At 71.9% G+C, this 21,564-nt stretch carries 21 protein-coding genes; 14 read left to right on the plus strand and 7 right to left on the minus strand.

All coding sequences use genetic code 11. From position 1 onward, the window contains the following. Positions 1-139: 139 nt before the first annotated feature. From ACTWP8_RS27465 to ACTWP8_RS27480, 4 genes are all read left to right on the plus strand, one after another. Positions 140-1,729, plus strand: coding sequence for an acyl-CoA carboxylase subunit beta (locus ACTWP8_RS27465; protein ID WP_443324782.1), 1,590 nt, complete (start codon positions 140-142; stop codon positions 1,727-1,729). A 50-nt stretch (positions 1,730-1,779) separates the two neighbouring features. After that, the gene (locus ACTWP8_RS27470; protein WP_443319264.1) at positions 1,780-1,986 is read left to right on the plus strand and encodes an acyl-CoA carboxylase epsilon subunit; all 207 of its coding nucleotides are present in this window, start codon (positions 1,780-1,782) and stop codon (positions 1,984-1,986) included. 195 nt (positions 1,987-2,181) lie between these two features. Beyond that, entirely contained in the window at positions 2,182-2,307 is a 126-nt protein-coding gene (mmpB, locus tag ACTWP8_RS27475; RefSeq protein WP_443324783.1) for a morphogenic membrane protein MmpB, read from the plus strand. A gap of 76 nt (positions 2,308-2,383) precedes the next feature. After that, positions 2,384-2,986, plus strand: a complete 603-nt coding sequence (locus tag ACTWP8_RS27480) for a Maf family protein (protein ID WP_443324784.1) — start codon at positions 2,384-2,386, stop codon at positions 2,984-2,986. Positions 2,987-3,017: 31 nt separating this feature from the next. On the opposite strand, the gene ACTWP8_RS27485 is transcribed toward ACTWP8_RS27480, so the two are convergent. Further along, positions 3,018-3,470, minus strand: a complete 453-nt coding sequence (locus ACTWP8_RS27485) for a hypothetical protein (RefSeq protein ID WP_443319261.1) — start codon at positions 3,468-3,470, stop codon at positions 3,018-3,020. 386 nt (positions 3,471-3,856) lie between these two features. Here ACTWP8_RS27485 and ACTWP8_RS27490 point away from each other — a divergent pair, with 386 nt between their 5' ends. After that, entirely contained in the window at positions 3,857-5,620 is a 1,764-nt protein-coding gene (locus ACTWP8_RS27490; protein WP_443324785.1) for an acetyl/propionyl/methylcrotonyl-CoA carboxylase subunit alpha, read from the plus strand. A 553-nt stretch (positions 5,621-6,173) separates the two neighbouring features. Next, positions 6,174-6,737, plus strand: coding sequence for a TetR/AcrR family transcriptional regulator (locus ACTWP8_RS27495; protein ID WP_443319209.1), 564 nt, complete (start codon positions 6,174-6,176; stop codon positions 6,735-6,737). 111 nt (positions 6,738-6,848) lie between these two features. Here ACTWP8_RS27495 and ACTWP8_RS27500 read toward each other — a convergent pair whose 3' ends face one another. Together ACTWP8_RS27500 and ACTWP8_RS27505 are read right to left on the minus strand one after the other, a co-directional pair. Next, entirely contained in the window at positions 6,849-7,880 is a 1,032-nt protein-coding gene (locus tag ACTWP8_RS27500) for a DeoR/GlpR family DNA-binding transcription regulator (RefSeq protein WP_443324786.1), read from the minus strand. Between the two features lie 98 nt (positions 7,881-7,978). Further along, a complete protein-coding gene (locus ACTWP8_RS27505; protein WP_443324787.1) occupies positions 7,979-9,427 on the minus strand; it encodes an NAD(P)H-quinone dehydrogenase in 1,449 nt (482 codons plus the stop codon). 179 nt (positions 9,428-9,606) lie between these two features. Between ACTWP8_RS27505 and ACTWP8_RS27510 the strand changes: the two genes are divergently transcribed. The 3 genes from ACTWP8_RS27510 (at position 9,607) to ACTWP8_RS27520 (ending at position 13,005) form a co-directional block, all read left to right on the plus strand. After that, the gene (locus ACTWP8_RS27510; protein ID WP_443319198.1) at positions 9,607-10,044 is read left to right on the plus strand and encodes a gamma-glutamylcyclotransferase; all 438 of its coding nucleotides are present in this window, start codon (positions 9,607-9,609) and stop codon (positions 10,042-10,044) included. 337 nt (positions 10,045-10,381) lie between these two features. Next, the gene (locus tag ACTWP8_RS27515) at positions 10,382-11,197 is read left to right on the plus strand and encodes a purine-nucleoside phosphorylase (protein WP_443324788.1); all 816 of its coding nucleotides are present in this window, start codon (positions 10,382-10,384) and stop codon (positions 11,195-11,197) included. 92 nt (positions 11,198-11,289) lie between these two features. Beyond that, positions 11,290-13,005 carry a phospho-sugar mutase gene (locus ACTWP8_RS27520; RefSeq protein WP_443324859.1) on the plus strand — a complete coding sequence of 572 codons (1,716 nt, stop codon included), beginning with the start codon at positions 11,290-11,292 and terminating at the stop codon, positions 13,003-13,005. Between the two features lie 160 nt (positions 13,006-13,165). On the opposite strand, the gene ACTWP8_RS27525 is transcribed toward ACTWP8_RS27520, so the two are convergent. The 3 genes from ACTWP8_RS27525 to ACTWP8_RS27535 form a co-directional block, all read right to left on the minus strand. Beyond that, a complete protein-coding gene (locus tag ACTWP8_RS27525; protein WP_443324789.1) occupies positions 13,166-13,870 on the minus strand; it encodes a PH domain-containing protein in 705 nt (234 codons plus the stop codon). A gap of 111 nt (positions 13,871-13,981) precedes the next feature. Next, positions 13,982-15,184 (minus strand): aminotransferase class I/II-fold pyridoxal phosphate-dependent enzyme, encoded by a 1,203-nt coding sequence (locus tag ACTWP8_RS27530; RefSeq protein ID WP_443324790.1) that lies wholly within the window; start codon positions 15,182-15,184, stop codon positions 13,982-13,984. Continuing rightward, positions 15,181-15,318: a hypothetical protein gene (locus tag ACTWP8_RS27535; RefSeq protein WP_443324791.1), complete on the minus strand. Its 138-nt coding sequence runs from the start codon at positions 15,316-15,318 to the stop codon at positions 15,181-15,183. Before ACTWP8_RS27535 ends, ACTWP8_RS27530 begins: the two co-directional genes overlap by 4 nt. A gap of 169 nt (positions 15,319-15,487) precedes the next feature. Between ACTWP8_RS27535 and ACTWP8_RS27540 the strand changes: the two genes are divergently transcribed. The 4 genes from ACTWP8_RS27540 (at position 15,488) to ACTWP8_RS27555 (ending at position 20,181) form a co-directional block, all read left to right on the plus strand. Beyond that, positions 15,488-16,759: a hypothetical protein gene (locus tag ACTWP8_RS27540; RefSeq protein WP_443324792.1), complete on the plus strand. Its 1,272-nt coding sequence runs from the start codon at positions 15,488-15,490 to the stop codon at positions 16,757-16,759. A 92-nt stretch (positions 16,760-16,851) separates the two neighbouring features. Next, positions 16,852-17,847, plus strand: a complete 996-nt coding sequence (gene deoC, locus ACTWP8_RS27545; protein ID WP_443324860.1) for a deoxyribose-phosphate aldolase — start codon at positions 16,852-16,854, stop codon at positions 17,845-17,847. A 7-nt stretch (positions 17,848-17,854) separates the two neighbouring features. After that, positions 17,855-19,318: an aldehyde dehydrogenase family protein gene (locus ACTWP8_RS27550; RefSeq protein ID WP_443324793.1), complete on the plus strand. Its 1,464-nt coding sequence runs from the start codon at positions 17,855-17,857 to the stop codon at positions 19,316-19,318. Continuing rightward, positions 19,315-20,181 carry an aldehyde dehydrogenase family protein gene (locus ACTWP8_RS27555; protein ID WP_443324794.1) on the plus strand — a complete coding sequence of 289 codons (867 nt, stop codon included), beginning with the start codon at positions 19,315-19,317 and terminating at the stop codon, positions 20,179-20,181. The genes ACTWP8_RS27550 and ACTWP8_RS27555 overlap by 4 nt, the downstream gene beginning before the upstream one ends. Positions 20,182-20,257: 76 nt before the next feature. Here ACTWP8_RS27555 and ACTWP8_RS27560 read toward each other — a convergent pair whose 3' ends face one another. Next, positions 20,258-20,731 (minus strand): hypothetical protein, encoded by a 474-nt coding sequence (locus tag ACTWP8_RS27560; protein ID WP_443324795.1) that lies wholly within the window; start codon positions 20,729-20,731, stop codon positions 20,258-20,260. A gap of 105 nt (positions 20,732-20,836) precedes the next feature. Here ACTWP8_RS27560 and ACTWP8_RS27565 point away from each other — a divergent pair, with 105 nt between their 5' ends. After that, positions 20,837-21,541 carry a uridine kinase family protein gene (locus ACTWP8_RS27565; protein WP_443324796.1) on the plus strand — a complete coding sequence of 235 codons (705 nt, stop codon included), beginning with the start codon at positions 20,837-20,839 and terminating at the stop codon, positions 21,539-21,541. Positions 21,542-21,564: the final 23 nt, after the last annotated feature.

Below are 21,564 nucleotides of genomic sequence, written 5' to 3' on the forward strand. Positions count from 1 at the left end.
GCCGCCGCCCCGCGAGGGTGCGCGGTGTGTCCAACGCCGCACTGCCATCGCGCAGCGTCGCCGATACGCTACGAGTCAGTAGCCCGTATAACACAGCAGCCCAGGCAGCACACACAGGACGAGCAGGAGCCGCATCCCGATGTCCGAGCCGGATTACGACATTCACACGACCGCGGGGAAGATCGCGGACCTGCAGCGTCGCACCGAGGAGGCGACGCACGCCGGCTCGCAGCGCGCGGTCGAGAAGCAGCACGCGAAGGGGAAGCTGACGGCCCGTGAGCGCGTGAACCTGCTGCTCGACGAGGGGTCGTTCGTCGAGCTGGACGAGTTCGCGCGGCACCGGTCGACCAACTTCGGCCTCGACAAGACTCGGCCCTACGGCGACGGCGTCGTCACCGGCTACGGCACGGTCGACGGCCGCCCGGTGGCCGTCTTCTCCCAGGACTTCACGGTCTTCGGCGGCGCCCTGGGCGAGGTCTTCGGCGAGAAGATCGTCAAGGTGATGGACTTCGCGCTGAAGAACGGCTGTCCGGTCGTCGGCATCAACGACTCCGGCGGCGCCCGTATCCAGGAGGGCGTCAGCGCCCTGGGCATGTACGGCGAGATCTTCCGCCGCAACGTCCACGCCTCCGGGGTGATCCCGCAGATCAGCCTGATCGTCGGCCCGTGCGCGGGCGGTGCGGTCTACTCTCCCGCGATCACCGACTTCACGGTCATGGTCGACAAGACCTCGCACATGTTCATCACCGGGCCCGACGTCATCAAGACCGTCACCGGCGAGGACGTCGGCTTCGAGGAGCTGGGCGGCGCCCGCACCCACAACACCACCTCCGGCGTCGCGCACCACATGGCGGGCGACGAGAAGGACGCCATCGACTACATCAAGTCGCTGCTCTCGTACCTGCCGTCCAACAACCTCAGCGAGCCGCCCGTCTTCCCCGAGGAGGCGGACCTGGCGGTCTCGGACGAGGACCGCGAGCTGGACACGGTGATCCCGGACTCGGCGAACCAGCCGTACGACATGCACCGGCTCATCGAGCACATCCTCGACGACAACGAATTCCTCGAGACGCAGGCGCTGTTCGCGCCGAACATCGTCACCGGCTTCGGCCGGGTCGAGGGCCACCCGGTGGGCATCGTGGCCAACCAGCCGATGCAGTTCGCGGGCTGTCTGGACATCAGCGCCTCGGAGAAGGCCTCGCGCTTCGTCCGCACCTGCGACGCTTTCAACGTCCCCGTGCTGACCTTCGTGGACGTGCCCGGCTTCCTGCCCGGCACCGACCAGGAGTACAACGGCATCATCCGGCGCGGCGCCAAGCTGATCTACGCCTACGCGGAGGCGACCGTCCCGCTCATCACCGTCATCACCCGCAAGGCCTTCGGCGGCGCGTACGACGTCATGGGCTCCAAGCACCTCGGCGCGGACCTCAACCTCGCCTGGCCGACCGCCCAGATCGCGGTCATGGGCGCTCAGGGCGCGGTCAACATCCTGCACCGCCGCACGATCGCCGCGGCCGAGACGCCGGAGCAGGCCGAGGAGGTGCGGACGCGGCTGATCGCCGAGTACGAGGACGCGCTGCTCAACCCGTACACCGCGGCCGAGCGCGGCTACATCGACGCGGTGATCATGCCGTCGGAGACCCGCCGCCACGTCGTCCGCGGTCTGCGCACGCTGCGCAACAAGCGCGAGTCGCTGCCGCCGAAGAAGCACGGCAACATCCCGCTGTAAAGCGGGGCCACAGGGGTACGAGGACGGCGAGAGGCTCAAGGAGGCTGCGCATGTACAAGGTCGTACGGGGCAACCCCACCCCGGAGGAGCTGGCCGCCGCGCTGGCGGTGGTCCAGGCGCGCGCCGCGGCGGCGGGGGCCGTGTCCGCAGCGCAGGAGGAGCTCGACGAGTGGGCGGACAAGGCGCGGAATGTGGCGCGGGGCGTGCTGCCGCACCCGGGCCCGAAGGCGTGGCGCAGCTCGTACTGGCCGAGGTGAGCAGGCTCGTACCGGCCCAGGCGAGCAGATGACCTGGTGACCGGCGGGCCCGTGGAGCCGCGGGACCTCCGGGGGCCCCCGGAGCCCCTGGAGCCCCCCGAATCCTCTGGACCAGCGGGATGAGCCCCTCCGGACGGTGCCGCGGGAGTACGTGTATTCAGGCGGCACCGTCGTATCCGACGGAGCATCGAATCCATGCTCTGGTCCGACCCGCCCGACGAGCCCCCAGAGGAGCTGCGCCAAGCCGAGGCGATGCTCCGCCGGGCGGGCTGGGTGCTGGCGGTCGCCGTGATCATCATGACGTTGGCGCTGGCCCTCTGAGCCCGGCCGAGCCGGTCGGGGGTCGGTCCGGGCCTGGGGTCCGAGCCGGCCCGGGCCGGTCGATACCCTGGGCTCCATGACCGATCAGCGCCGTCTCGTCCTCGCCTCCGCCTCCCCAGCCCGCCTCGGACTGCTCCGCCAGGCGGGACTCACCCCCGAGGTGATCGTCAGCGGTGTGGACGAGGACGCCATCACCACGGTCTCCCCGGAGGAGCTGGCCCGGCTGCTGGCCGAGGCGAAGGCCGCGGCGGTGTCCGTACGGCCGGAAGCCGCGGGCGCGCTCGTCGTCGGCTGCGACTCGGTGCTGGAGCTCGACGGCCAGGCCTTCGGCAAGCCGGTGGACGCCGAGGACGCCACCGCCCGCTGGAAGGCGATGCGCGGGCGCTCGGGCGTGCTGCTGACCGGCCACTGCGTGATCGACACGGCGACCGGCCGCCGGGCCTCGGCGACCGCGTCCACGACGGTCCGGTTCGGGGAACCGACGGACGCGGAGATCGCGGCGTACGTGGCGAGCGGCGAACCGCTGCGCGTGGCGGGCGCGTTCACCCTCGACGGGCGCTCGGCCCCCTTCATCGACGGCATCGACGGCGACCCGGGAAACGTCATCGGCCTGTCGCTGCCCCTGCTCAGGCGGCTGCTCGCCGACGTGGGCGTGGGAATCACCGAACTCTGGGCGTAGAGCCCGCGTTTCGGCGGCGTACGTTCCGGGCTTACGCCTCGGCTGCCGCCGCGGGCGCGGCCGGGGTGTCAGGAGTGTCGGGGGCGTCGGAGCTCCCCGCGGGGAAGGCCAGCAACACCAGCACGACCATCCCGAAGACGACCATCATGAAGGCGAACGCGGCCCAGCCGACCAGCCCGACGGTGAGCGCACCGAGCACGCCGTGCACCACCGCGCAGGTGATGAGCAGGATGCGCGCCAGCCGCCCGGGGGCCCGGTCGCGCAGCGCGCAACGCCCCAGGACGAGCGCGCAGCTCGCCAGATAGAGGCCGAAGAGCCCGCCCATGACCCAGGTGGAGACGCTCATCGCGTCCGGGTCGAGGCCGCCGAGCGACATGTCCTGCCGGTCAACGGCGATGCCCAGGACCATGTTGAGCAGGACGATCCCGATCGCTTCCAGGAACAGCAGCACGGCCGCCACCGCGGCCACTGGTCTGCGAGCCACCCCCGACCCACCCCACTCCACTCGTTACCCCGAGTACTGACACATCTGGCACGCTACTAACGGGTAATCCCATAAACAAGGGGTCTGCAGGCCCTGCGGAGGTGTCACCCGGCAGGACGCATCAGATCGGCAAAGTTTCCGTTGCGCGTTCGTAGGGATTCGACAAAGGGCACTTGGCCACCGCTGGTCGACCTGACAGAGACCTTGACCACACCGGAGCACGAGAGTTCCTCGAGATTTCCGGGCGTACCGTGGGACGACAAGGGCTTTCAGTCCTCGCTCGGCGCTCGGATGACGCTCCGTGTGGGCAAGGTCACCCCCGGGGCCGACTCGGCAGGCCGTGTCGGCAGTCCCTAAACTCGCCTTGTTTCAAGGAGGGAGCCATCGTGCGCAAGGTGCTCATCGCCAACCGTGGCGAAATCGCTGTCCGCGTTGCCCGAGCCTGTCGGGACGCCGGGATCGCGAGCGTAGCCGTCTACGCCGACCCGGACCGGGACGCTCTGCACGTCCGCGCGGCCGACGAGGCCTACGCGCTGGGTGGTGACACCCCGGCCACCAGCTACCTGGACATCGCCAAAGTCCTCCAGGCGGCCGCCGATTCCGGCGCGGACGCCATCCACCCCGGGTACGGCTTCCTCTCCGAGAACGCCGACTTCGCCCAAGCCGTGCTGGACGCGGGCCTGATCTGGATCGGCCCCCCGCCGCAGGCCATCCGCGATCTGGGTGACAAGGTCGCGGCCCGGCACATCGCGCAGCGCGCCGGTGCGCCGCTGGTGGCCGGCACGCCCGACCCGGTCTCCGGCGCCGAGGAGGTCGTGGCCTTCGCCGAACAGCACGGCCTGCCGATCGCGATCAAGGCCGCCTTCGGCGGCGGCGGGCGCGGTCTGAAGGTGGCCCGCACGCTGGAGGAGGTCCCGGAGCTGTACGAGTCGGCGGTGCGCGAGGCGGTCGCCGCCTTCGGCCGCGGCGAGTGCTTCGTCGAGCGCTACCTGGACAAGCCCCGGCACGTGGAGACCCAGTGCCTGGCCGACTCCCACGGCAACGTCGTGGTGGTATCCACCCGGGACTGCTCGCTGCAGCGCCGCCACCAGAAGCTGGTGGAGGAAGCCCCGGCTCCCTTTCTGAGCCAGGCTCAGAACGACGAGCTGTACGCCGCGTCGAAGGCCATCCTCAAGGAGGCGGGCTACGTCGGCGCGGGCACGGTGGAGTTCCTGGTCGGCAACGACGGCACGATCTCCTTCCTGGAGGTCAACACCCGCCTCCAGGTCGAGCACCCGGTGACCGAGGAGGTCACCGGCATCGACCTGGTCCGCGAGATGTTCCGCATCGCCGACGGCGAGGAATTGGGCTACACCGACCCGCCGGTGCGCGGCCACTCCTTCGAGTTCCGCATCAACGGCGAGGACCCGGGCCGTAACTTCCTCCCGGCCCCGGGCACCGTCACCGCCTTCGTCCCGCCCGCGGGGCCAGGTGTTCGGCTGGACGCGGGCGTGGAGTCCGGCAGCGTGATCGGCCCGGCCTGGGACTCGCTGCTGGCCAAGCTGATCGTCACCGGCGCCACCCGGCAGCAGGCGCTGCAGCGTGCGGCGCGTGCGCTGGCGGAGTTCCAGGTGGAGGGCATGGCCACCGCGATCCCCTTCCACCGCGCGGTGGTCACCGACCCGGCCTTCGCTCCGGAGCTGTCGGGCTCGGCGGGGCCGTTCACCGTCCACACCCGGTGGATCGAGACCGAGTTCGTCAACGAGATCAAGCCGTTCGCCGCCCCGGACACGGAGGAGGCGGAGGCCGAGACCCGCGAGACCGTCGTCGTCGAGGTCGGCGGCAAGCGCCTGGAGGTCTCCCTGCCGTCCACGCTGGGCGTCTCCGCGGCCCCGGCGGCCGGCGGGAAGAAGCCCAAGCGCAAGGCGTCGAAGAAGGCCGGCTCGGCCGCCTCGGGCGACGCGCTGGCCTCCCCGATGCAGGGCACCATCGTCAAGATCGCCGTCGAGGACGGCCAGGAGGTCAAGGAGGGCGACCTGGTCGTCGTCCTGGAGGCCATGAAGATGGAGCAGCCGCTGAACGCCCACCGCTCCGGCACGATCAAGGGCCTGACGGCCGAGGTCGGCGCATCCATCTCCTCCGGCGCGGTCATCTGCGAGATCAAGGACTGACGCCGGACGTACGGTCCGTACGAACCGTGGGGCCCTGCCACTCGATCGGCAGGGCCCCACGGCGTTTTTCGGGGCGGCCTCCGGTACGGGGACCGAAGGCCGCGCCGCCCGCGCCGAGGCGCTATCGGCCGCAGTGAAAGCGACGAGACCGAGCGCAGCGACGCTGCAGCCGATATGCGGCCGACGTCACGCGAGCGAAGCGCAGGTGTCGTGGGCTCCCTGGCTTCGCCAGGGGTACTCCCACCCGGCGGTGGCTGGGGAAGCGTGTCGGCGCCCCCGCGGCCGGAGGCGCTGATCGGGCACGGCAAGCCGCTCGGAAGACGAGCGAGGGGCAGCGCAGCCGGTGGCATGCTGGACGCACGGGCAGCGTGGGCAGGGATTGGGAGGACGGGCGATGGCGACGGAGGCCGCACGCGCGTCGGCGCGGGAATCGCGGGAATCGCGGGAATCGCGGGAATCGCGGGAATCGCGGGAATCGCGGGAATCGCGGGAATCGCGGGAATCGCGGGAATCGCGGGAATCGCGGGAGGCGGAGCGCGCGGCCGGGCGGCCCATGCGGTCCGATGCGCGGCGCAACTACGAGCGGTTGCTGACCGAAGCCCGTACGGCCTTCACCGAGCACGGCACGGACGCCTCGCTCGAGGACATCGCCAAACGCGCGGGCGTGGGCATCGGCACGCTCTACCGCCACTTCCCGAACCGGTACGCCCTCATGGGCGCCGTCTTCCAGGGCGAGGTCGACGCCCTGCTGGCGCGCTCGCGGGAGCTGCTCGAGGCCGAGCAGCCGTGCGGCGCGCTGGTGGACTGGCTGCGGGCCGTCATCGGGCACGCCAGCACGTACCGCGGGCTCGCACGCGCCCTGCTGAGCGCCTCGCACGACGAATGCTCCGCCCTGGCCCAGTGCAGCGTGCCGATGCGCGAGGCGGGCAGCGCGCTGCTCTCACGGGCTCAACAGGCCGGTGACGTACGGCGTGACGTGGGGATCGGCGACGTGATGCAGCTGACCAACGCCATCGCCCTGGCCGTCGAGCAGAACCCGGACGACCCGGAACTGGCCGACCGGCTGCTGATGCTGACGCTCACCGGCCTCAAGGGCTCGGAGACAGGGGCCCGTTGACCGGGAGCCGTCTGCTGGCCGGAGCCCGCTGACGGCCGGAGTCTGCTGACCGGCGATGGCGGGAACTGACCGGCCGATCCGCCCGACCGGCCTACCGGCGGCGCGGCCCTCCTACCGGCGGCGCGGCGACAGGTCCGCGATCCGGCCGTTGCCGATCGCGGGCTGCTGCTCCGCAAGCCCGCTCGCGCTGCGCAGCTGCGGCCCCGCGGCACCCGGCTGGTGATTCCGCCGCTGCCCTGGAAGGGGCAGCTCATCGCCCCCCTTCGCCCCGGGAGGGCCCATACGGCGCGGCCTGCGCCCCGCCGTACCGTTTCCCTCGGCTCCGCCCCCCGGCCCGGGCCCCGGACCGGGAGCGGCCGCGCCCGGACCCGCCACCGTGATCTGCACCCCCTGGTCGGCGAGGGCCTGCAGCTCGGTCACCGCACGGTCGTCGTGCAGCGGCGGCTCGTCGGTGACCAGTCGCGTGATCACATCCGTCGGCACCGTCTGGAACATCGTGTCGGTGCCGAGCTTGGTGTGGTCCGCGAGGACGACGACCTCGGCCGCGGCCTGGACGAGCGCCCGGTCGACGCTCGCCGACAGCATGTTGGAAGTGGACAGACCTCGCTCGGCGGTCAGTCCGCTGCCGGACAGGAAGGCCCGGGAGACCCGCAGCCCCTGGAGGGACTGCTCGGCTCCGCTGCCGACCAGCGCGTAGTTGGAGCCGCGCAGGGTGCCGCCGGTCATCACGACCTCGACCCGGTTGGCATGGGCCAACGCCTGTGCGACCAGGAGCGAGTTGGTGACGACGGTCAGCCCCGGCACGCGCGCGAGCCTGCGCGCCAGCTCCTGTGTGGTCGTACCCGCTCCGACGACGATCGCCTCGCCCTCGTCGACGAGACCGGCCGCGAGGTCGGCGATGGCCGTCTTCTCCGCGGTCGCTAGATGGGATTTCTGCGGGAAGCCGGACTCCCTGGTGAATCCGCCCGGCAGCACCGCACCGCCGTGCCGGCGGTCCAGCAGTCCTTCTGCCTCCAGCGCGCGCACGTCTCGCCGTACGGTCACTTCGGAGGTCTGGACGACGCGGGCGAGCTCACGGAGCGACACCGCTCCATTCGCTCGCACCATTTCGAGGATCAATTGGCGACGTTCTGCAGCGAACACGAAACTGACAGTAACCCCAACGACCGTCTGGTTTCAGCAGTTTGCGCCGAATAACAGAAGTTGTTCGCGGCTGGTGGAGCAAAGTGGTATAGGGGGCGTCAGGCTTCGCGCTGGGTCTTACGGGCGTGCAACTGCCGCGCCGTCTCGGCGATCGAGCCGGACAGCGAAGGGTAGACGGTGAAGGTGTTGGCGATCTGCTCCACCGTCATGTTGTTGTCCACCGCGATGGAAATGGGATGGATCAGCTCGCTGGCGCGCGGCGAGACGACCACGCCGCCGACCACGATGCCCGTGCCCGGACGGCAGAAGATCTTCACGAAGCCGTCCCTGATGCCCTGCATCTTCGCGCGCGGGTTCCGCAGCAGCGGCAGCTTGACCACGCGAGCGTCGATCAGGCCGCCGTCCATGTCCGCCTGCGAGTAGCCGACCGTCGCGATCTCGGGGTCGGTGAAGACGTTCGCCGAGACGGTCTTCAGGTCGAGCGGCGCGACCGCGCTGCCGAGGAAGTGGTACATCGCGATCCGGCCCTGCATCGCCGCGACCGACGCGAGCGCCAGGACGCCCGTGCAGTCACCGGCCGCGTACACGCCGGGGGCGGTCGTACGCGACACCCCGTCGGTCCAGATGTGCCCGGACTCCTTGAGCCGGACCCCGGCCTCGTCCAGACCCATGTCCGCGGTGTTCGGGATCGAGCCGACCGCCATCAGGCAGTGCGTGCCGGTGATGACGCGGCCGTCGGAGAGCGTGACCTCGACCCGGTCGCCAACACGCTTGGCGGATTGCGCCCGGGAGCGGGCCATGACGTTCATGCCACGGCGCCGGAAGACGTCCTCCAGTACGGCAGCGGCGTCCGGGTCCTCGCCCGGCAGCACCCGGTCGCGGCTGGAGACCAGCGTCACCGTCGAGCCGAGCGCCTGGTACGCGCCCGCGAACTCGGCGCCGGTGACACCCGAGCCGACCACGATGAGCTCTTCCGGCAGCTCCTCGAGGTCGTAGACCTGCTTCCAGTTGAGGATCCGCTCGCCGTCGGGCAGCGCGTCCGGGATCTCCCGGGGGTGCGCGCCGGTCGCGATCAGCACGGCGTCGGCGGTCAGCGTCTCCGACGAACCGTCGATCGCGGTCACGACCACCCGCCGCGATCCGTCCGGGGCCTGGGCGGGCTCCAGCCGGCCGCGGCCGCGCATGACCCGGCCGCCGGCGCGGGTGACGGACGCGGTGATGTCATGGGACTGGGCGAGCGCGAGGCGCTTCACACGCCGGTTGACCTTGCCGAGGTCGACGCCGACGATCCGGGCGGGCGTGTCGATGTGCGGAGTGTCGTCCGCGACGATGATGCCCAGCTCCTCATGGGAGGAGTCGAAGGTGGTCATCACCTCGGCCGTGGCGATCAGGGTCTTCGACGGAACGCAGTCGGTGAGCACCGACGCACCGCCCAGACCGTCGCAGTCGACGACGGTCACCTCCGCGCCGAGCTGGGCGCCCACCAGCGCCGCTTCATAGCCGCCGGGTCCGCCACCGATGATCACGATCCGAGTCACATGCTCCATTGTCCCGCACGCGTCGCGGAGCCTCTCACGGGGGCCTCGATAGGGCTCAGGCGCGGCACCGCGCGGCTCGGGGGCGGCTCGTGGGTTGCTCGGGGACGACGCGGGGCCGCCCGGGGCGGTGTCATCCGTACGAACGGGCACCTCGGGAAACCCTGGAGCCACTCCCGTACTCTCGAAACATGTCGCTCTACGCCGCGTACGCCGGCAATCTCGACGCGCGGCTGATGTCCCGCCGCGCACCGCACTCGCCGCTGCGCGGCACGGGCTGGCTCTCCGGCTGGCGGCTCACCTTCGGCGGCGAGCAGTTGGGCTGGGAGGGCGCTCTCGCCACGATCGTCGAGGCGCCGCGCTCACAGGTCTTCGTCGCGCTCTACGACATCGCGCCCATGGACGAGGACTCCATGGACCGCTGGGAGGGCGTCGGCCTCGACATCTACCGGCGGATGCGGGTGCGGGTGCACACGCTGGACGGGGAGGAGGCGGCGTGGTGCTACGTGCTCAACGGTTACGAGGGCGGGCTGCCGTCGGCCCGGTACCTCGGCGAGATCGCCGATGCGGCGGACTCGGCGGGGGCGCCGCACGACTACGTGATGGAGCTGCGCAAGCGGCCGTGCTGAAGGGGGTCCCGGCCTTCGGCCGCGGTTTTGTGCCGCGCCCACCCGTTGCTCCGGCCGCCCGGCCCCGGGCCCAACCTTTGTCGCTTCGAGCGACCACGCGCTCGGGCGCCCCGCAGGACACGTGACGCCGGCCTTCGGCAGGAGGTCGTGGGCACGCGTGCCGTGGGGCTGGGGATCGGGTGGGCACAAAGGGGCTGGGGATCGGGTGGGCACAACCCGGCCACCACCCTGCGACGTTCGGGAGGGCACAGCCCTCCCGTCTCGGCACAGCGCTCGGCGGACGCGCTGGGGCGGGTCCGTCTACGCGCGTAGGCGCTGACAGGTTACCCTCGTGCGCGTGAACGCTTCTGTTTCTTCGGACTTCCCCGGCGCCCCCGACGCCGATGCCGCCGCCGCCCGTCTGCGGGAGCTCACCGGTGCGGAGAGCCACGACGTCGCGCTCGTCATGGGTTCCGGCTGGGTTCCGGCCGCCGACGCGCTCGGGGCGCCCGACCACGAGTTCTCCGTCACCGACCTGCCCGGCTTCCCGCCACCCGCGGTCGAGGGCCACGCGGGCAAGGTGCGCTCGTACAGGATCGGGAACAAGCGGGTGCTGGTCTTCCTCGGCCGCACGCATTACTACGAGGGCCGCGGCGTGGCGTCCGTCGCACACGGCGTACGGACCGCGGTCGCCGCCGGCTGCAAGACCGTCGTCCTGACCAACGGCTGCGGTGGCCTCCGCCCCGGCATGCGCCCCGGCCAGCCGGTCCTGATCAGCGACCACATCAACCTCACGGGCGCCTCCCCCATCGTCGGCGCGAACTTCGTCGATCTCACGGACCTGTACTCCCCGCGGCTGCGCACGCTCTGCAAGGAGATCGACAACACCCTCGAAGAGGGCGTGTACGTGCAGTTCCCCGGCCCGCACTACGAGACCCCCGCCGAGATCAACATGATCCGGATCATGGGCGCGGACCTGGTCGGCATGTCGACCGTCCTCGAGGCCATCGCGGCCCGCGAGGCGGGCGCCGAGGTCCTGGGCATCTCGCTCGTCACCAACCTCGCCGCCGGGATGACCGGTGAGCCGCTCAACCACGAAGAGGTGCTGCGGGCCGGCCGCGACTCGGCGACCCGTATGGGCAGCCTGCTGGCGCAGGTCCTCGGCCGGATCTGAGCCGTATCGGGGCCCGATCCGAGATTCCGGCCCAGGGCCGGGTACACATTCCGCACCGGCGAATTCCGACACAGGAGCGCATCACCGTGGCAGTGCCGAGCGACACAGCGGAGCTGATCAGCCGGGCCCGCGCATGGCTGGCCGATGATCCGGACCCGGAGACCCGTGCCGAGCTGGGCAGACTGCTCGAGAGCGTGGATCCGGCGGACGTCGAGGACGGCGCGCAGAGTGAGCAGCTCGCCGAGCTGGCCGACCGCTTCGGCGGCACCCTCCAGTTCGGCACCGCGGGGCTGCGCGGAGAGCTCGGCGCGGGCCCCATGCGGATGAACCGCGCGGTGGTGATCCGAGCCGCAGCGGGCCTCGCGTCGTATCTCCACAAGTACGGCCACGGTGGCGGCCTGGTCGTGATCGGCTACGACGCGCGCCACAAGAGCACGGACTTCGCGCGCGACACCGCCGCCGTGATGACCGGCGCGGGAATGCGGGCCGCGCTCCTGCCGCGCCCGCTGCCCACCCCTGTCCTCGCCTTCGCCGTCCGGCACCTCGGGGCGGTCGCGGGCGTCACCGTCACCGCCAGCCACAACCCGCCGAGCGACAACGGCTACAAGGTCTACCTCGGCGACGGCTCACAGATCGTGCCGCCCGCCGACACCGCCATCGCCGCGGAGATCGCCGCCATCGGGAGCCTGGCGGACGTGCCGCGGCCGGACGCCGGCTGGGAGACGCTCGGCGACGAGGTCGTGGAGGCGTATCTGGCCCGTACGGACGCGGTGCTGACGGAGGGCACGCCTCGGGAGGTACGCGTCGTCTACACGCCCCTGCACGGCGTCGGCCGCGACACCCTGGTCGGCGCCTACACCCGGGCGGGCTTCCCGGCACCGGTGGTCGTGGCCGAACAGGCGGAACCCGACCCGGAGTTCCCGACGGTGGCCTTCCCCAATCCGGAGGAGCCGGGCGCGATGGACCTCGCCTTCGCCGCCGCCCGCTCGGCGCGCCCCGACATCGTCATCGCCAACGATCCCGACGCCGACCGCTGCGCCGTCGCCGTCCCGGACTCGGCCGCAGAGGGCGGCTGGCGGATGCTGCGCGGCGACGAGGTGGGCGCGCTGCTGGCCACCCACCTCGTCCACAAGCGCGCCCGCGGCACCTTCGCGACGACGATCGTCTCGTCCTCGCTGCTGTCCCGGATCGCGGACGCGGCGGGCGCCGAAATCTCCTACGACGAGACCCTGACGGGCTTCAAATGGCTCGCCCGGGTCCGCGGCCTGCGCTACGCGTACGAGGAGGCGCTCGGCTACTGCGTCGACCCGTGGGGCGTGCGCGACAAGGACGGCATCACGGCGGCGCTGCTGGTCGCCGAACTGACGGCCGAGCTCAAGCAGACGGACCGTACGCTGACCGACCTGCTCGACGACATCGCCGTCGAGTACGGCCTGCACGCCACGGACCAGTTGTCCGTACGGGTGGAGGACCTGTCGCTGATCACGGCCGCGATGGAGCGGCTGCGCGAGGAGCCGCCGAGCACCCTCGCGGGCCTGACGGTCACCTCGAGCGAGGACCTGAGCAAGGGCACGGACCGGCTGCCGCCGACCGACGCCCTGCGGTACCGCCTCGCCGGGGACGACGAGCGGGGTGTGTCGGGCGCGCGCGTGGTCGTCCGGCCGAGCGGCACGGAGCCGAAGCTCAAGTGCTACCTGGAGGTTGTGGTCCCGGTCGACGCGCGGGACGCGCTGGAGCGGGCACGCGCGAAGGCGGGCTCGGTCCTTGCGGACCTGAAGACGGGCCTGGCGGCGGCAGCCGGCATCTGACCGCGCAGGCAGCCACGACGGGCGGCTGCCGCCCACGGCCGGCGATTGCCGCGCGCCGACCATGAGCCTGACAGCACGCCCGGTGCGAATGCCGCCCCGCAGCGCCCGGCAGTCCAATCGGCGGCGGACTACCCGCGCTTGGCCCCGGCCGGCCCCGGCCTTACCCCGTGGCGAGCAGCACCGCCAGCAGCACCGCGCCCACCGCGCTCGGCGCGATGATCTCGTAAGCCCAGCGCACCACCGGCTCACCCTGCGACGCCTCGTCCGACGCGTGCCGCTCCGCCAGCTCCCGCAGCTCGTCCACCGCCTGGTCGGACGGCGCGCGGTGGGCGGCCGGGCTCGTCGTCGCGCCGGCGGCGTCGGTGGTCGCGGACGCGCGGCCGTACGCGTTCCCTGACGCGGCCGCGGCCCGGGCCGACTGCCGGGCCGCCCTCTTGCGCGCGCGCAGCGAGACGGGGATCGCCCACAGCTGGTACTTGCGGCCGCCCGCGAAGACCTCGCTGGAGTACGACGCCCGCACCTCCTCGACCGACGCCCAGGGCAGCGTGATCGTACGGAACGGATTGCGCACCCGGAGCCGCCGCGCGCCCGCGAAGACCGCGGGCCGCAGCGTGTACGCCACCACCAGCGGCACCACGAGCAGCAGCCCGCTCAGCGCCAGCCAAGGCGTCCGCCCCTCTCCGCGGATCACCGCATCCCCGCCGAGCCAGAGGGCGAGTGCCAACAGCAGCACGCCACCGGCGAGCGAGGCGGGCGAGCGGTAGGCGCGGTCCGCGTACTGCGGCTGCTGCGGACGCTGCGCCTGCTCCGGCTCGTGCGGCTCCGGCGCGGGCCGGTCGGCGGAGGAGTCGTCGGGGCTCGTCATGCGGCCGATTCTGCCCGATCGTCCGGATGCCGGAGATTGCGGTCCGGCATCGGATTGCCGGGCCCCGCACCCCAGCGCCCCCCGCGGCCGCGTGACACCGCGCGCCGGGACTCACTCCACCTCGGCCAGCACCCCCCGCAGCCTCCCGAGCCCCTCCGCGATCCGGTCCTCCGGCAGGCCGTACGACAGCCGCAGGTGGCCCTCCGCGCCGAAGGCCGTGCCCGGGGCAAGGGCCACATGGGCGTGCTCGAGCAGGGCCGCGGCCAGGGTGTCGGCCGAGTCCAGCTGCGTGCCGCGCAGGGTACGGCCGAGCAGCGGCGTCGCGTCGAGGAAGAAGTAGAAGGCACCCCGCGGGTCGGCCGCGCTGACGTGCGGGAGGTCGTCGAGGGCGCTTCTGACCACGCGGTGGCGGTGGCGCAGTACGGCCCGGATCTCGGCGAGGAAGATGTCCTCCTCGCCGCGCGCCGCGGGCAGCAGCCCATGCTGTACGGCGCTGACGGCGTTCGACGTGGTGTGGCGCTGCAGATCGCTCAGCGCCGCGACCACCCGCTCGGCCCCGTACGCGTATCCGGCGCGCCAGCCGGACACCGCGAAGGACGTGGAGAACGAGCCGAACGAGACGACGTGATCCCGGGCCTCCGGCACCAGAGCCACAGGGTGCGCGTGTTCGGCGCCGGGCAGCACCAGATCCCCGTAGCACTCGTCGAAGAGGATCCACAGCCCGCTGTGCGCCGCCCACTCGGTGATCCGCGCCAGCCGCTCGGGCGGGTAGACCGCGCCCGTCGGGTTGTTGGGGGTGTTGAGGACGATCATGCGGGTGCGCGGGGTGCGCAGCTCCTCGAGCGCCTCGACGGTGGGGACGAACCCGGTGGGGCGGGTGTCGAGTCCCACCGGGTTCGCGCCCACCAGCCGGACCTGCGCCATGAAGGTGCCCCAGGCGGGCAGCGGTACGAGCACCTCGTCGCCCTGGTTCAGCAGGGCGAGGCAGCCGAGATGGAGCCCGTGGCGGGCGCCCGCGGTCACCAGCACCTCGGAGGGTTCGCAGGCGACGCGGCGGGTGCGCGCAACCCGGCCGGCGAGGGCTGCCCGCAGCTCGGGCAGCCCCGCCGTACCGGTGCACTGGTGCGTGGGGCCCTCCAACGCCTCGGCGAGGGCGCGGCGCAGCCCCGCCGGGGGCTCGAAGTCCAGCTCTCCCGAGGCGAAGTCGATGACCTCGGCGCCTTCGGCGCGCAGGCGCTCCGCGATGGCGTGCACGTCGGTGGCGGCGGGCGGGTGGGGCCCGCAGATCCTGCCCGCCGCATCCGACAGGCTCACACCAGGTCCAGGACACCCGGACCCGTGAAGTCCCATCCGATGTCCCCGGGAGTGGCCGCCGCCGCGGTCAGGGTGAGGACGGCGGCCATGGCTGCGGAACCGGCAAACGCGAGTCGGAACAGCCTGCGGGGCATGCGAAGCTCCTTGCGGTCGGGGGAAGTTCCCTGCAGTCGGGGAACTGTGGAGAGATACGACTGTCCAGATCGTGAGCCGTAGAAGTCCACGAAGTGGACGTGCTCCCCCCTTGATGCTGTCTGTTCCGCATGGCTAGCCTCAAGGCCGCGAGGGGGTCGTGAATTGTCCGTGCAGAAACACGCACAGGGGGGCGGCATACCGGGGGACGGTTTGCCGGGGGACGGCGTGCCGGGGGACGGCGCGAAGCGCCCGCGCGGGGGCGACACCGACCCCGCGAAGGCCGCACAGGCAGGACAGACCCCGCAGGCAGGGCGGCCCGCGCGGGCCGCCGAGCCCGCCCCGTCCTCGCACGCGGCGGCACCGGCCCCCGCCGTTCCCGACTACACCCTCCGGGACGAGGACCTCCGGCTCTACGGGAGTGCACTAGCACTCGGCGGAATCACCCACGACCAGGCGGATTCCGCAGCCCTGGAACGGCTGGTCCGTCTCGGCCTGCTGACCGCCCCGCGGACCCCCGGCACTGGCCCCGGAACCGCCGGAACCGGCAGCGGCACCGGCACCGGCACCGGCACCGGACCCGGAACCTGCCACGGAACCCGCCCCGCACCCGGCGACCGCTTCGAGCCGGTCAACCCCGCAGTCGCGCAGAGCTCCCTCGTCTCGGACCTCATGAAGGACGCGCAGCAGGCGATCGAGCGCATCTGCCAGGTCCGTATGGCACTTGCGCCCGCCGAGGCCGCGTACCGCGATCAGCGCGGTACGAGCGGGGGCGCGCTGGTCGAGCACGTGGGCCTGCGGAACATCAACGAGTCGATCCGGGCGGCGGCGCAGGAGTGCCGCTCGGAGGTACTGACCTGCCAGCCGGGCGGCGGGCGCCCGCAGGAGGTGCTCGAGGAGTCGCTGCCCGCGACCTCGTCCATGCTGGCGCGCGGGGTCCGGATGCACACGATCTACCAGCACACGGCCCGCGCGAGCCCGGCCACTCAGGAGTTCGTCCGCACGGTGCAGCGGCAGGGCGCGGAGGTGCGGACCCTCGACGAGAGCTTCGACCGGCTCATCATCTTCGACCGCGAAGTCGCCTTCATCCCCGGGCGCCCGGGGCGGGCGGGGCGCAGCACGGCGGTGGAGATCCGCTCGCCCGCGGTCGTGGCGTTCCTGGCCGACCTCTTCGACCGCGCCTGGCTGCGCGCGCTGCCCTTCACACCGCCCACCCGCGGCCCTCGCACCTCGGAGATCTCCAACGACCTGGGCCTGGCGATCCTGCGGCACGTCGTCGCGGGCGACACGGACGCGGTGACGGCCCAGCAGCTGGGCATCAGCGTCCGCCGCTGCCAGCAGTACATCTCGCAGATCTCGGCCCGGCTCGGCAGCCGCAGCCGAGCCCAGCTCGGTTACCTGGCCGCGGTCTCCGGCCTCCTCGGCGACCCGCCGAAGTCCTGATCCGCCGCCCCGCATACCCTTCGCGGAGGGCCCCGTTGGCCCACCCCGTAGTGACAATCTGCTACGCGCGTAGATATGCTCCCCTGGTGACCATGCCCTCCACTGTTCCCGCATACGGCACCGAAGCCGCGGAACGGCTGGCATCGATGGCGGACGTGACCGCCTCCGACGCAGCGCTCCGCCGTTTCCTGCACGGCCTCCCGGGCGTCGACGCCGTCGGGCTGCAGGCCCGCGCCGCGACCCTCGGCACCCGCTCGATCAAGACGACGGCGAAGGCGTACGCCATCGACCTGGCGATCTCGATGATCGACCTGACGACGCTCGAAGGCGCGGACACCCCGGGCAAGGTCCGGGCGCTCTGCGCCAAGGGCATCAACCCCGACCCCACCGACCGTACGGTCCCGAAGGTCGCCGCGATCTGCGTCTATCCCGACATGGTGGCCACCGCCAAGGCGGCCCTCGCCGGCTCCGGCGTCCATGTCGCGTCCGTCGCGACCGCCTTCCCCGCGGGCCGGGCCGCGCTGCCCGTCAAGCTCGCCGACACCCGCGACGCGGTCGCCGCGGGCGCCGACGAGATCGACATGGTGATCGACCGCGGCGCCTTCCTCTCCGGTCGCTACCTCGAGGTCTTCGAGGAGATCAAGCAGGTCAAGGAGGCGTGCCGCCGCGAGGACGGCAGCGCCGCCCACCTGAAGGTGATCTTCGAGACCGGCGAGCTCCAGACGTACGACAACGTGCGCCGCGCCTCGTGGCTGGCCATGCTCGCGGGCGCCGACTTCATCAAGACCTCCACCGGCAAGGTCGCCGTCAACGCCACCCCGCCCGTCACCCTCCTCATGCTGGAGGCCGTCCGTGACTTCCGGGCCACCACCGGGGTACAGGTGGGGGTGAAGCCCGCGGGCGGCATCCGGACCACCAAGGACGCGATCAAGTACCTGGTGATGGTCAACGAGACACTGGGCGACGACTGGCTGACGCCGGACTGGTTCCGCTTCGGCGCGTCCAGCCTCCTCAACGACCTGCTGATGCAGCGCCAGAAGCTGAGCACCGGGCGCTACTCCGGCCCCGACTACGTGACGGTGGACTGAGACAGCCATGACGAACACAGCTTTCGAGTACGCACCCGCACCCGAGTCCCGCGCGGTCGTCGACATCGCCCCGGCCTACGGGCTCTTCATCGACGGCGAGTTCGGCGAGGCGGCCGACGGCAAGGTCTTCAAGACCATCTCGCCGTCCTCCGAAGAGGTCCTCTCCGAGGTCGCGCAGGCGAGCGCCGAGGACGTCGACCGGGCGGTCACGGCAGCGCGCAGGGCCTTTACGGCGTGGTCCGCCCTCCCCGGCGCCGAGCGCGCCAAATACCTCTTCCGCATCGCCCGCATCATCCAGGAGCGCTCGCGCGAACTCGCCGTCCTCGAATCCCTCGACAACGGCAAGCCGATCCGCGAGTCCCGCGACGCCGACCTCCCCCTCGTCGCCGCGCACTTCTTCTACTACGCGGGCTGGGCCGACAAGCTCGACTACGCGGGCTACGGCGCGGACCCGAAGCCGCTGGGCGTCGCGGGCCAGGTCATCCCCTGGAACTTCCCGCTCCTCATGCTGGCCTGGAAGATCGCCCCGGCGCTCGCCGCGGGTAACACGGTCGTCCTGAAGCCCGCTGAGACGACCCCCCTCTCCGCCCTGTTCTTCGCGGACATCTGCCGCCAGGCCGGGCTGCCCAAGGGCGTCGTCAACATCCTCACCGGTGACGGCTCGACCGGCGCCGAGCTGGTGGCCCACCCCGGCATCGACAAGGTCGCCTTCACCGGCTCCACCGAGGTCGGCAAGGCCATCGCCCGTACGGTCGCGGGCACGGACAAGAAGCTCACCCTCGAGCTGGGCGGCAAGGCCGCCAACATCGTCTTCGACGATGCGCCCATCGACCAGGCCGTCGAGGGCATCGTGGGCGGCATCTTCTTCAACCAGGGCCACGTCTGCTGCGCGGGCTCCCGCCTCCTCGTCCAGGAGTCGGTCGCAGAGGAGCTGCTGGACTCCCTCAAGCGCCGGATGCAGACCCTCCGGGTCGGCGACCCGCTCGACAAGAACACCGACATCGGGGCCATCAACTCCGCCGAGCAGCTGGCCCGGATCCGCGCGCTCGCGGAAGTCGGCGAGGCGGAGGGCGCCGAGCGCTGGACCCCGGCCTGCGAACTGCCCTCCTCCGGCTACTGGTTCGCGCCCACCCTCTTCACCGGCGTCACCCAGGCGCACCGCATCGCGCGCGAGGAGATCTTCGGCCCGGTGCTTTCGGTGCTGACCTTCCGCACCCCGGCCGAGGCCGTCGAGAAGGCCAACAACACGCCGTACGGGCTGTCGGCGGGCATCTGGACGGAGAAGGGCTCGCGCATCCTGTGGATGGCGGACCGGCTCCGGGCCGGTGTCGTGTGGGCCAACACGTTCAACAAGTTCGACCCGGCCTCGCCCTTCGGCGGCTACAAGGAGTCGGGCTTCGGCCGCGAGGGCGGCCGCCACGGTCTGGAGGCGTACCTCACCCCGTCGAAGCCGAAGGCGAGCGAAAAATGAGCGCAGTTGAGCGACTCAATGTCTTCAAGACCTACAAGCTGTTCGTCGGGGGCACGTTCCCCCGGTCCGAGAGCGGGCGGGTGTACGAGGTGACCGACACGGAAGGCAACTGGCTGGCGAACGCCCCTCTCGCCTCCCGCAAGGACGCGCGGGACGCGGTCGCCGCCGCCCGCAAGGCGTTCGGCGGCTGGTCGGGCGCCACCGCGTACAACCGCGGCCAGATCCTCTACCGCATCGCCGAGATGCTGGAGGGCCGCCGCAAACAGTTCATCGCCGAAGTGGCGGACGCCGAGGGGCTGAGCAAGCCCAAGGCGGCGGCCCAGGTGGACGCGGCGATCGACCGCTGGGTCTGGTACGCGGGCTGGTCGGACAAGGTGGCCCAGATCGCGGGCTCGGCCAACCCGGTCGCGGGTCCGTTCTTCAATCTCTCCACCCCGGAGCCGACCGGTGTGGTGGCGGTCCTGGCCCCGCAGGAGTCGTCCTTCCTCGGCCTGGTGTCCGTCATCGCCCCGGCGATCGTCACGGGCAACACGGTCGTCGTGACGGCCTCGGAGAAGTCCCCGCTGCCCGCCCTCTCCCTGAGCGAGGTGCTGGCGACCTCCGACCTGCCGGGCGGCGTCGTCAACGTGCTGTCGGGCCGTACCGCGGAGATCGCGGGCCCGCTCGCCGCGCACCAGGATGTCAACGCGATCGATCTCGCGGGCGCCGGGGCCGACTTGGCGAAGGAGCTGGAGACGGCTGCGGCGGAGAACCTCAAGCGGGTCGTGCGCCCGTCCCGTACGGACTGGGCGGCCGACCCGGGCACCGACCGCCTGCTGGCCTTCCTGGAGACCAAGACGGTCTGGCACCCGATCGGCGTCTGACCGTCCTCAGGCGCTCAGCGAGCCCCGCCGCCCGGAGATGCGGCGGGGCTCGCGCTGTGAGCGGGTGTCGGCGGTGTCAGCGGGTGTCCGTGGCTCCCGCGGTCTCCCGCTGCGAGTCCCACCCGCCGGGCAGCTTGCGCGCGACCGGGCCGGTCACCGGCAGGTCGTCCAGCGACTGGCCGTCCGTGAGCTGCCCGGTCACGCTCTTGGTGCTGACCGGCTTGAAGTCGGCGACCTGGGTGCCGACAGCGTTGTTGAGCGGATCCGCTCCCGTATTGGAGAGCGGGTTGACCGGGAGGCTCTTGGCCGGTCCCGCGACTCCGGCGACGGCGGGCCCGACGCCCTTGTTGGCCCCGCGCAGCGAGCCGTTCGGGTCGGCGAGCAGCTTGCCGCCACCCTGTGCGAGCAAGGCGGCGGTCTTTTCGCCGCCGGGCACGGGCAGCGCGCTCGCGGTCGCCGCACCGCTCGCGCCGAGTACGGCGCCTGCGGCTGCCGCGATGAACCCGGCGCGCAGCAACGCGGCCTGGACGCCCTGGGCATGGGCCGCCATGGGGGACTTGGAACGTGCGTGAGAGGCCATGGGCCACCTGCCAGTTCTGAGGATTGCGTAATCGATCGACAACGCAGAGTAGTTGAACTCGGGCCCGGGAAGCCAATGTCTCGCCCCAGCGGGTCGCTACTCCGCACGTATGCGCGAGAATGGTGTTCCGTGACCTTCCACCACCGCCACGCCCGCGTCGTGCTGCTCACCGGCCCTTCAGGCTCCGGCAAGTCGTCCCTCGCGGCCCGCACCGGGCTGCCCGTGCTGAACCTCGACGACTTCTACAAGGAGGATGGGGACCCGACGCTCCCCCGCCTCCCCGACGACTCGGGTACGGACTGGGACTCGCCGCTGTCGTGGAACGCGGACGCGGCGGTCGAGGCGATCGAGGAGCTGTGCCGTTCGAGCCGTACGACGGTGCCGTTGTACGACATCGCGAGCAGCTCACGCACCGGGAAGGAAACGATCGACATCGGGCGCGCGCCGCTGTTCGTCGCGGAGGGCGTCTTCGCCGCAGACGTGGTGGGCCGGTGCCGCGAACTGGGGCTGCTGGCGGACGCGCTGTGCCTGCGCGGGCGGCCGTCGACCACCTTCCGGCGGCGGCTGCTCCGCGATCTGCGGGAGGGCCGCAAGCCGGTTGCGGTGCTGCTGAGGCGGGGGTGGCGGCTGATGCGCGCCGAACCGGGGATCGTGGCCCGTCAGGCGTCGCTCGGCGCGCACCCGTGCGGGAAGAGGGAGGCCTACGACCGCATCGTGGCAGCGGCAGCCGGACGCACGCGAGCCGAGATCAAACCGCCAAGTACAGCAACCATCAATTGAGGAACCCCAACGGCGAGCAACCA

This window comes from Streptomyces sp. 7N604 (genome assembly GCF_052245475.1).
Lineage (GTDB): Bacteria > Actinomycetota > Actinomycetes > Streptomycetales > Streptomycetaceae > Streptomyces.

What these genes read in the sequence shown, in the direction of transcription:
- ACTWP8_RS27465 (WP_443324782.1), top strand. Translation starts at nt 140, where the DNA reads ATGTCCGAGCCGGATTACGACATTCACACGACCGCGGGGAAGATCGCG.
- ACTWP8_RS27470 (WP_443319264.1), top strand. Translation starts at nt 1,780, where the DNA reads ATGTACAAGGTCGTACGGGGCAACCCCACCCCGGAGGAGCTGGCCGCC.
- mmpB (WP_443324783.1), top strand. Translation starts at nt 2,182, where the DNA reads ATGCTCTGGTCCGACCCGCCCGACGAGCCCCCAGAGGAGCTGCGCCAA.
- ACTWP8_RS27480 (WP_443324784.1), top strand. Translation starts at nt 2,384, where the DNA reads ATGACCGATCAGCGCCGTCTCGTCCTCGCCTCCGCCTCCCCAGCCCGC.
- ACTWP8_RS27495 (WP_443319209.1), top strand. Translation starts at nt 6,174, where the DNA reads ATGCGGTCCGATGCGCGGCGCAACTACGAGCGGTTGCTGACCGAAGCC.
- ACTWP8_RS27505 (WP_443324787.1), bottom strand. Translation starts at nt 9,427, where the DNA reads ATGGAGCATGTGACTCGGATCGTGATCATCGGTGGCGGACCCGGCGGC.
- ACTWP8_RS27510 (WP_443319198.1), top strand. Translation starts at nt 9,607, where the DNA reads ATGTCGCTCTACGCCGCGTACGCCGGCAATCTCGACGCGCGGCTGATG.
- ACTWP8_RS27525 (WP_443324789.1), bottom strand. Translation starts at nt 13,870, where the DNA reads ATGACGAGCCCCGACGACTCCTCCGCCGACCGGCCCGCGCCGGAGCCG.
- ACTWP8_RS27535 (WP_443324791.1), bottom strand. Translation starts at nt 15,318, where the DNA reads ATGCCCCGCAGGCTGTTCCGACTCGCGTTTGCCGGTTCCGCAGCCATG.
- deoC (WP_443324860.1), top strand. Translation starts at nt 16,852, where the DNA reads ATGCCCTCCACTGTTCCCGCATACGGCACCGAAGCCGCGGAACGGCTG.
- ACTWP8_RS27550 (WP_443324793.1), top strand. Translation starts at nt 17,855, where the DNA reads ATGACGAACACAGCTTTCGAGTACGCACCCGCACCCGAGTCCCGCGCG.
- ACTWP8_RS27555 (WP_443324794.1), top strand. Translation starts at nt 19,315, where the DNA reads ATGAGCGCAGTTGAGCGACTCAATGTCTTCAAGACCTACAAGCTGTTC.
- ACTWP8_RS27560 (WP_443324795.1), bottom strand. Translation starts at nt 20,731, where the DNA reads ATGGCGGCCCATGCCCAGGGCGTCCAGGCCGCGTTGCTGCGCGCCGGG.
- ACTWP8_RS27565 (WP_443324796.1), top strand. Translation starts at nt 20,837, where the DNA reads ATGTCTCGCCCCAGCGGGTCGCTACTCCGCACGTATGCGCGAGAATGG.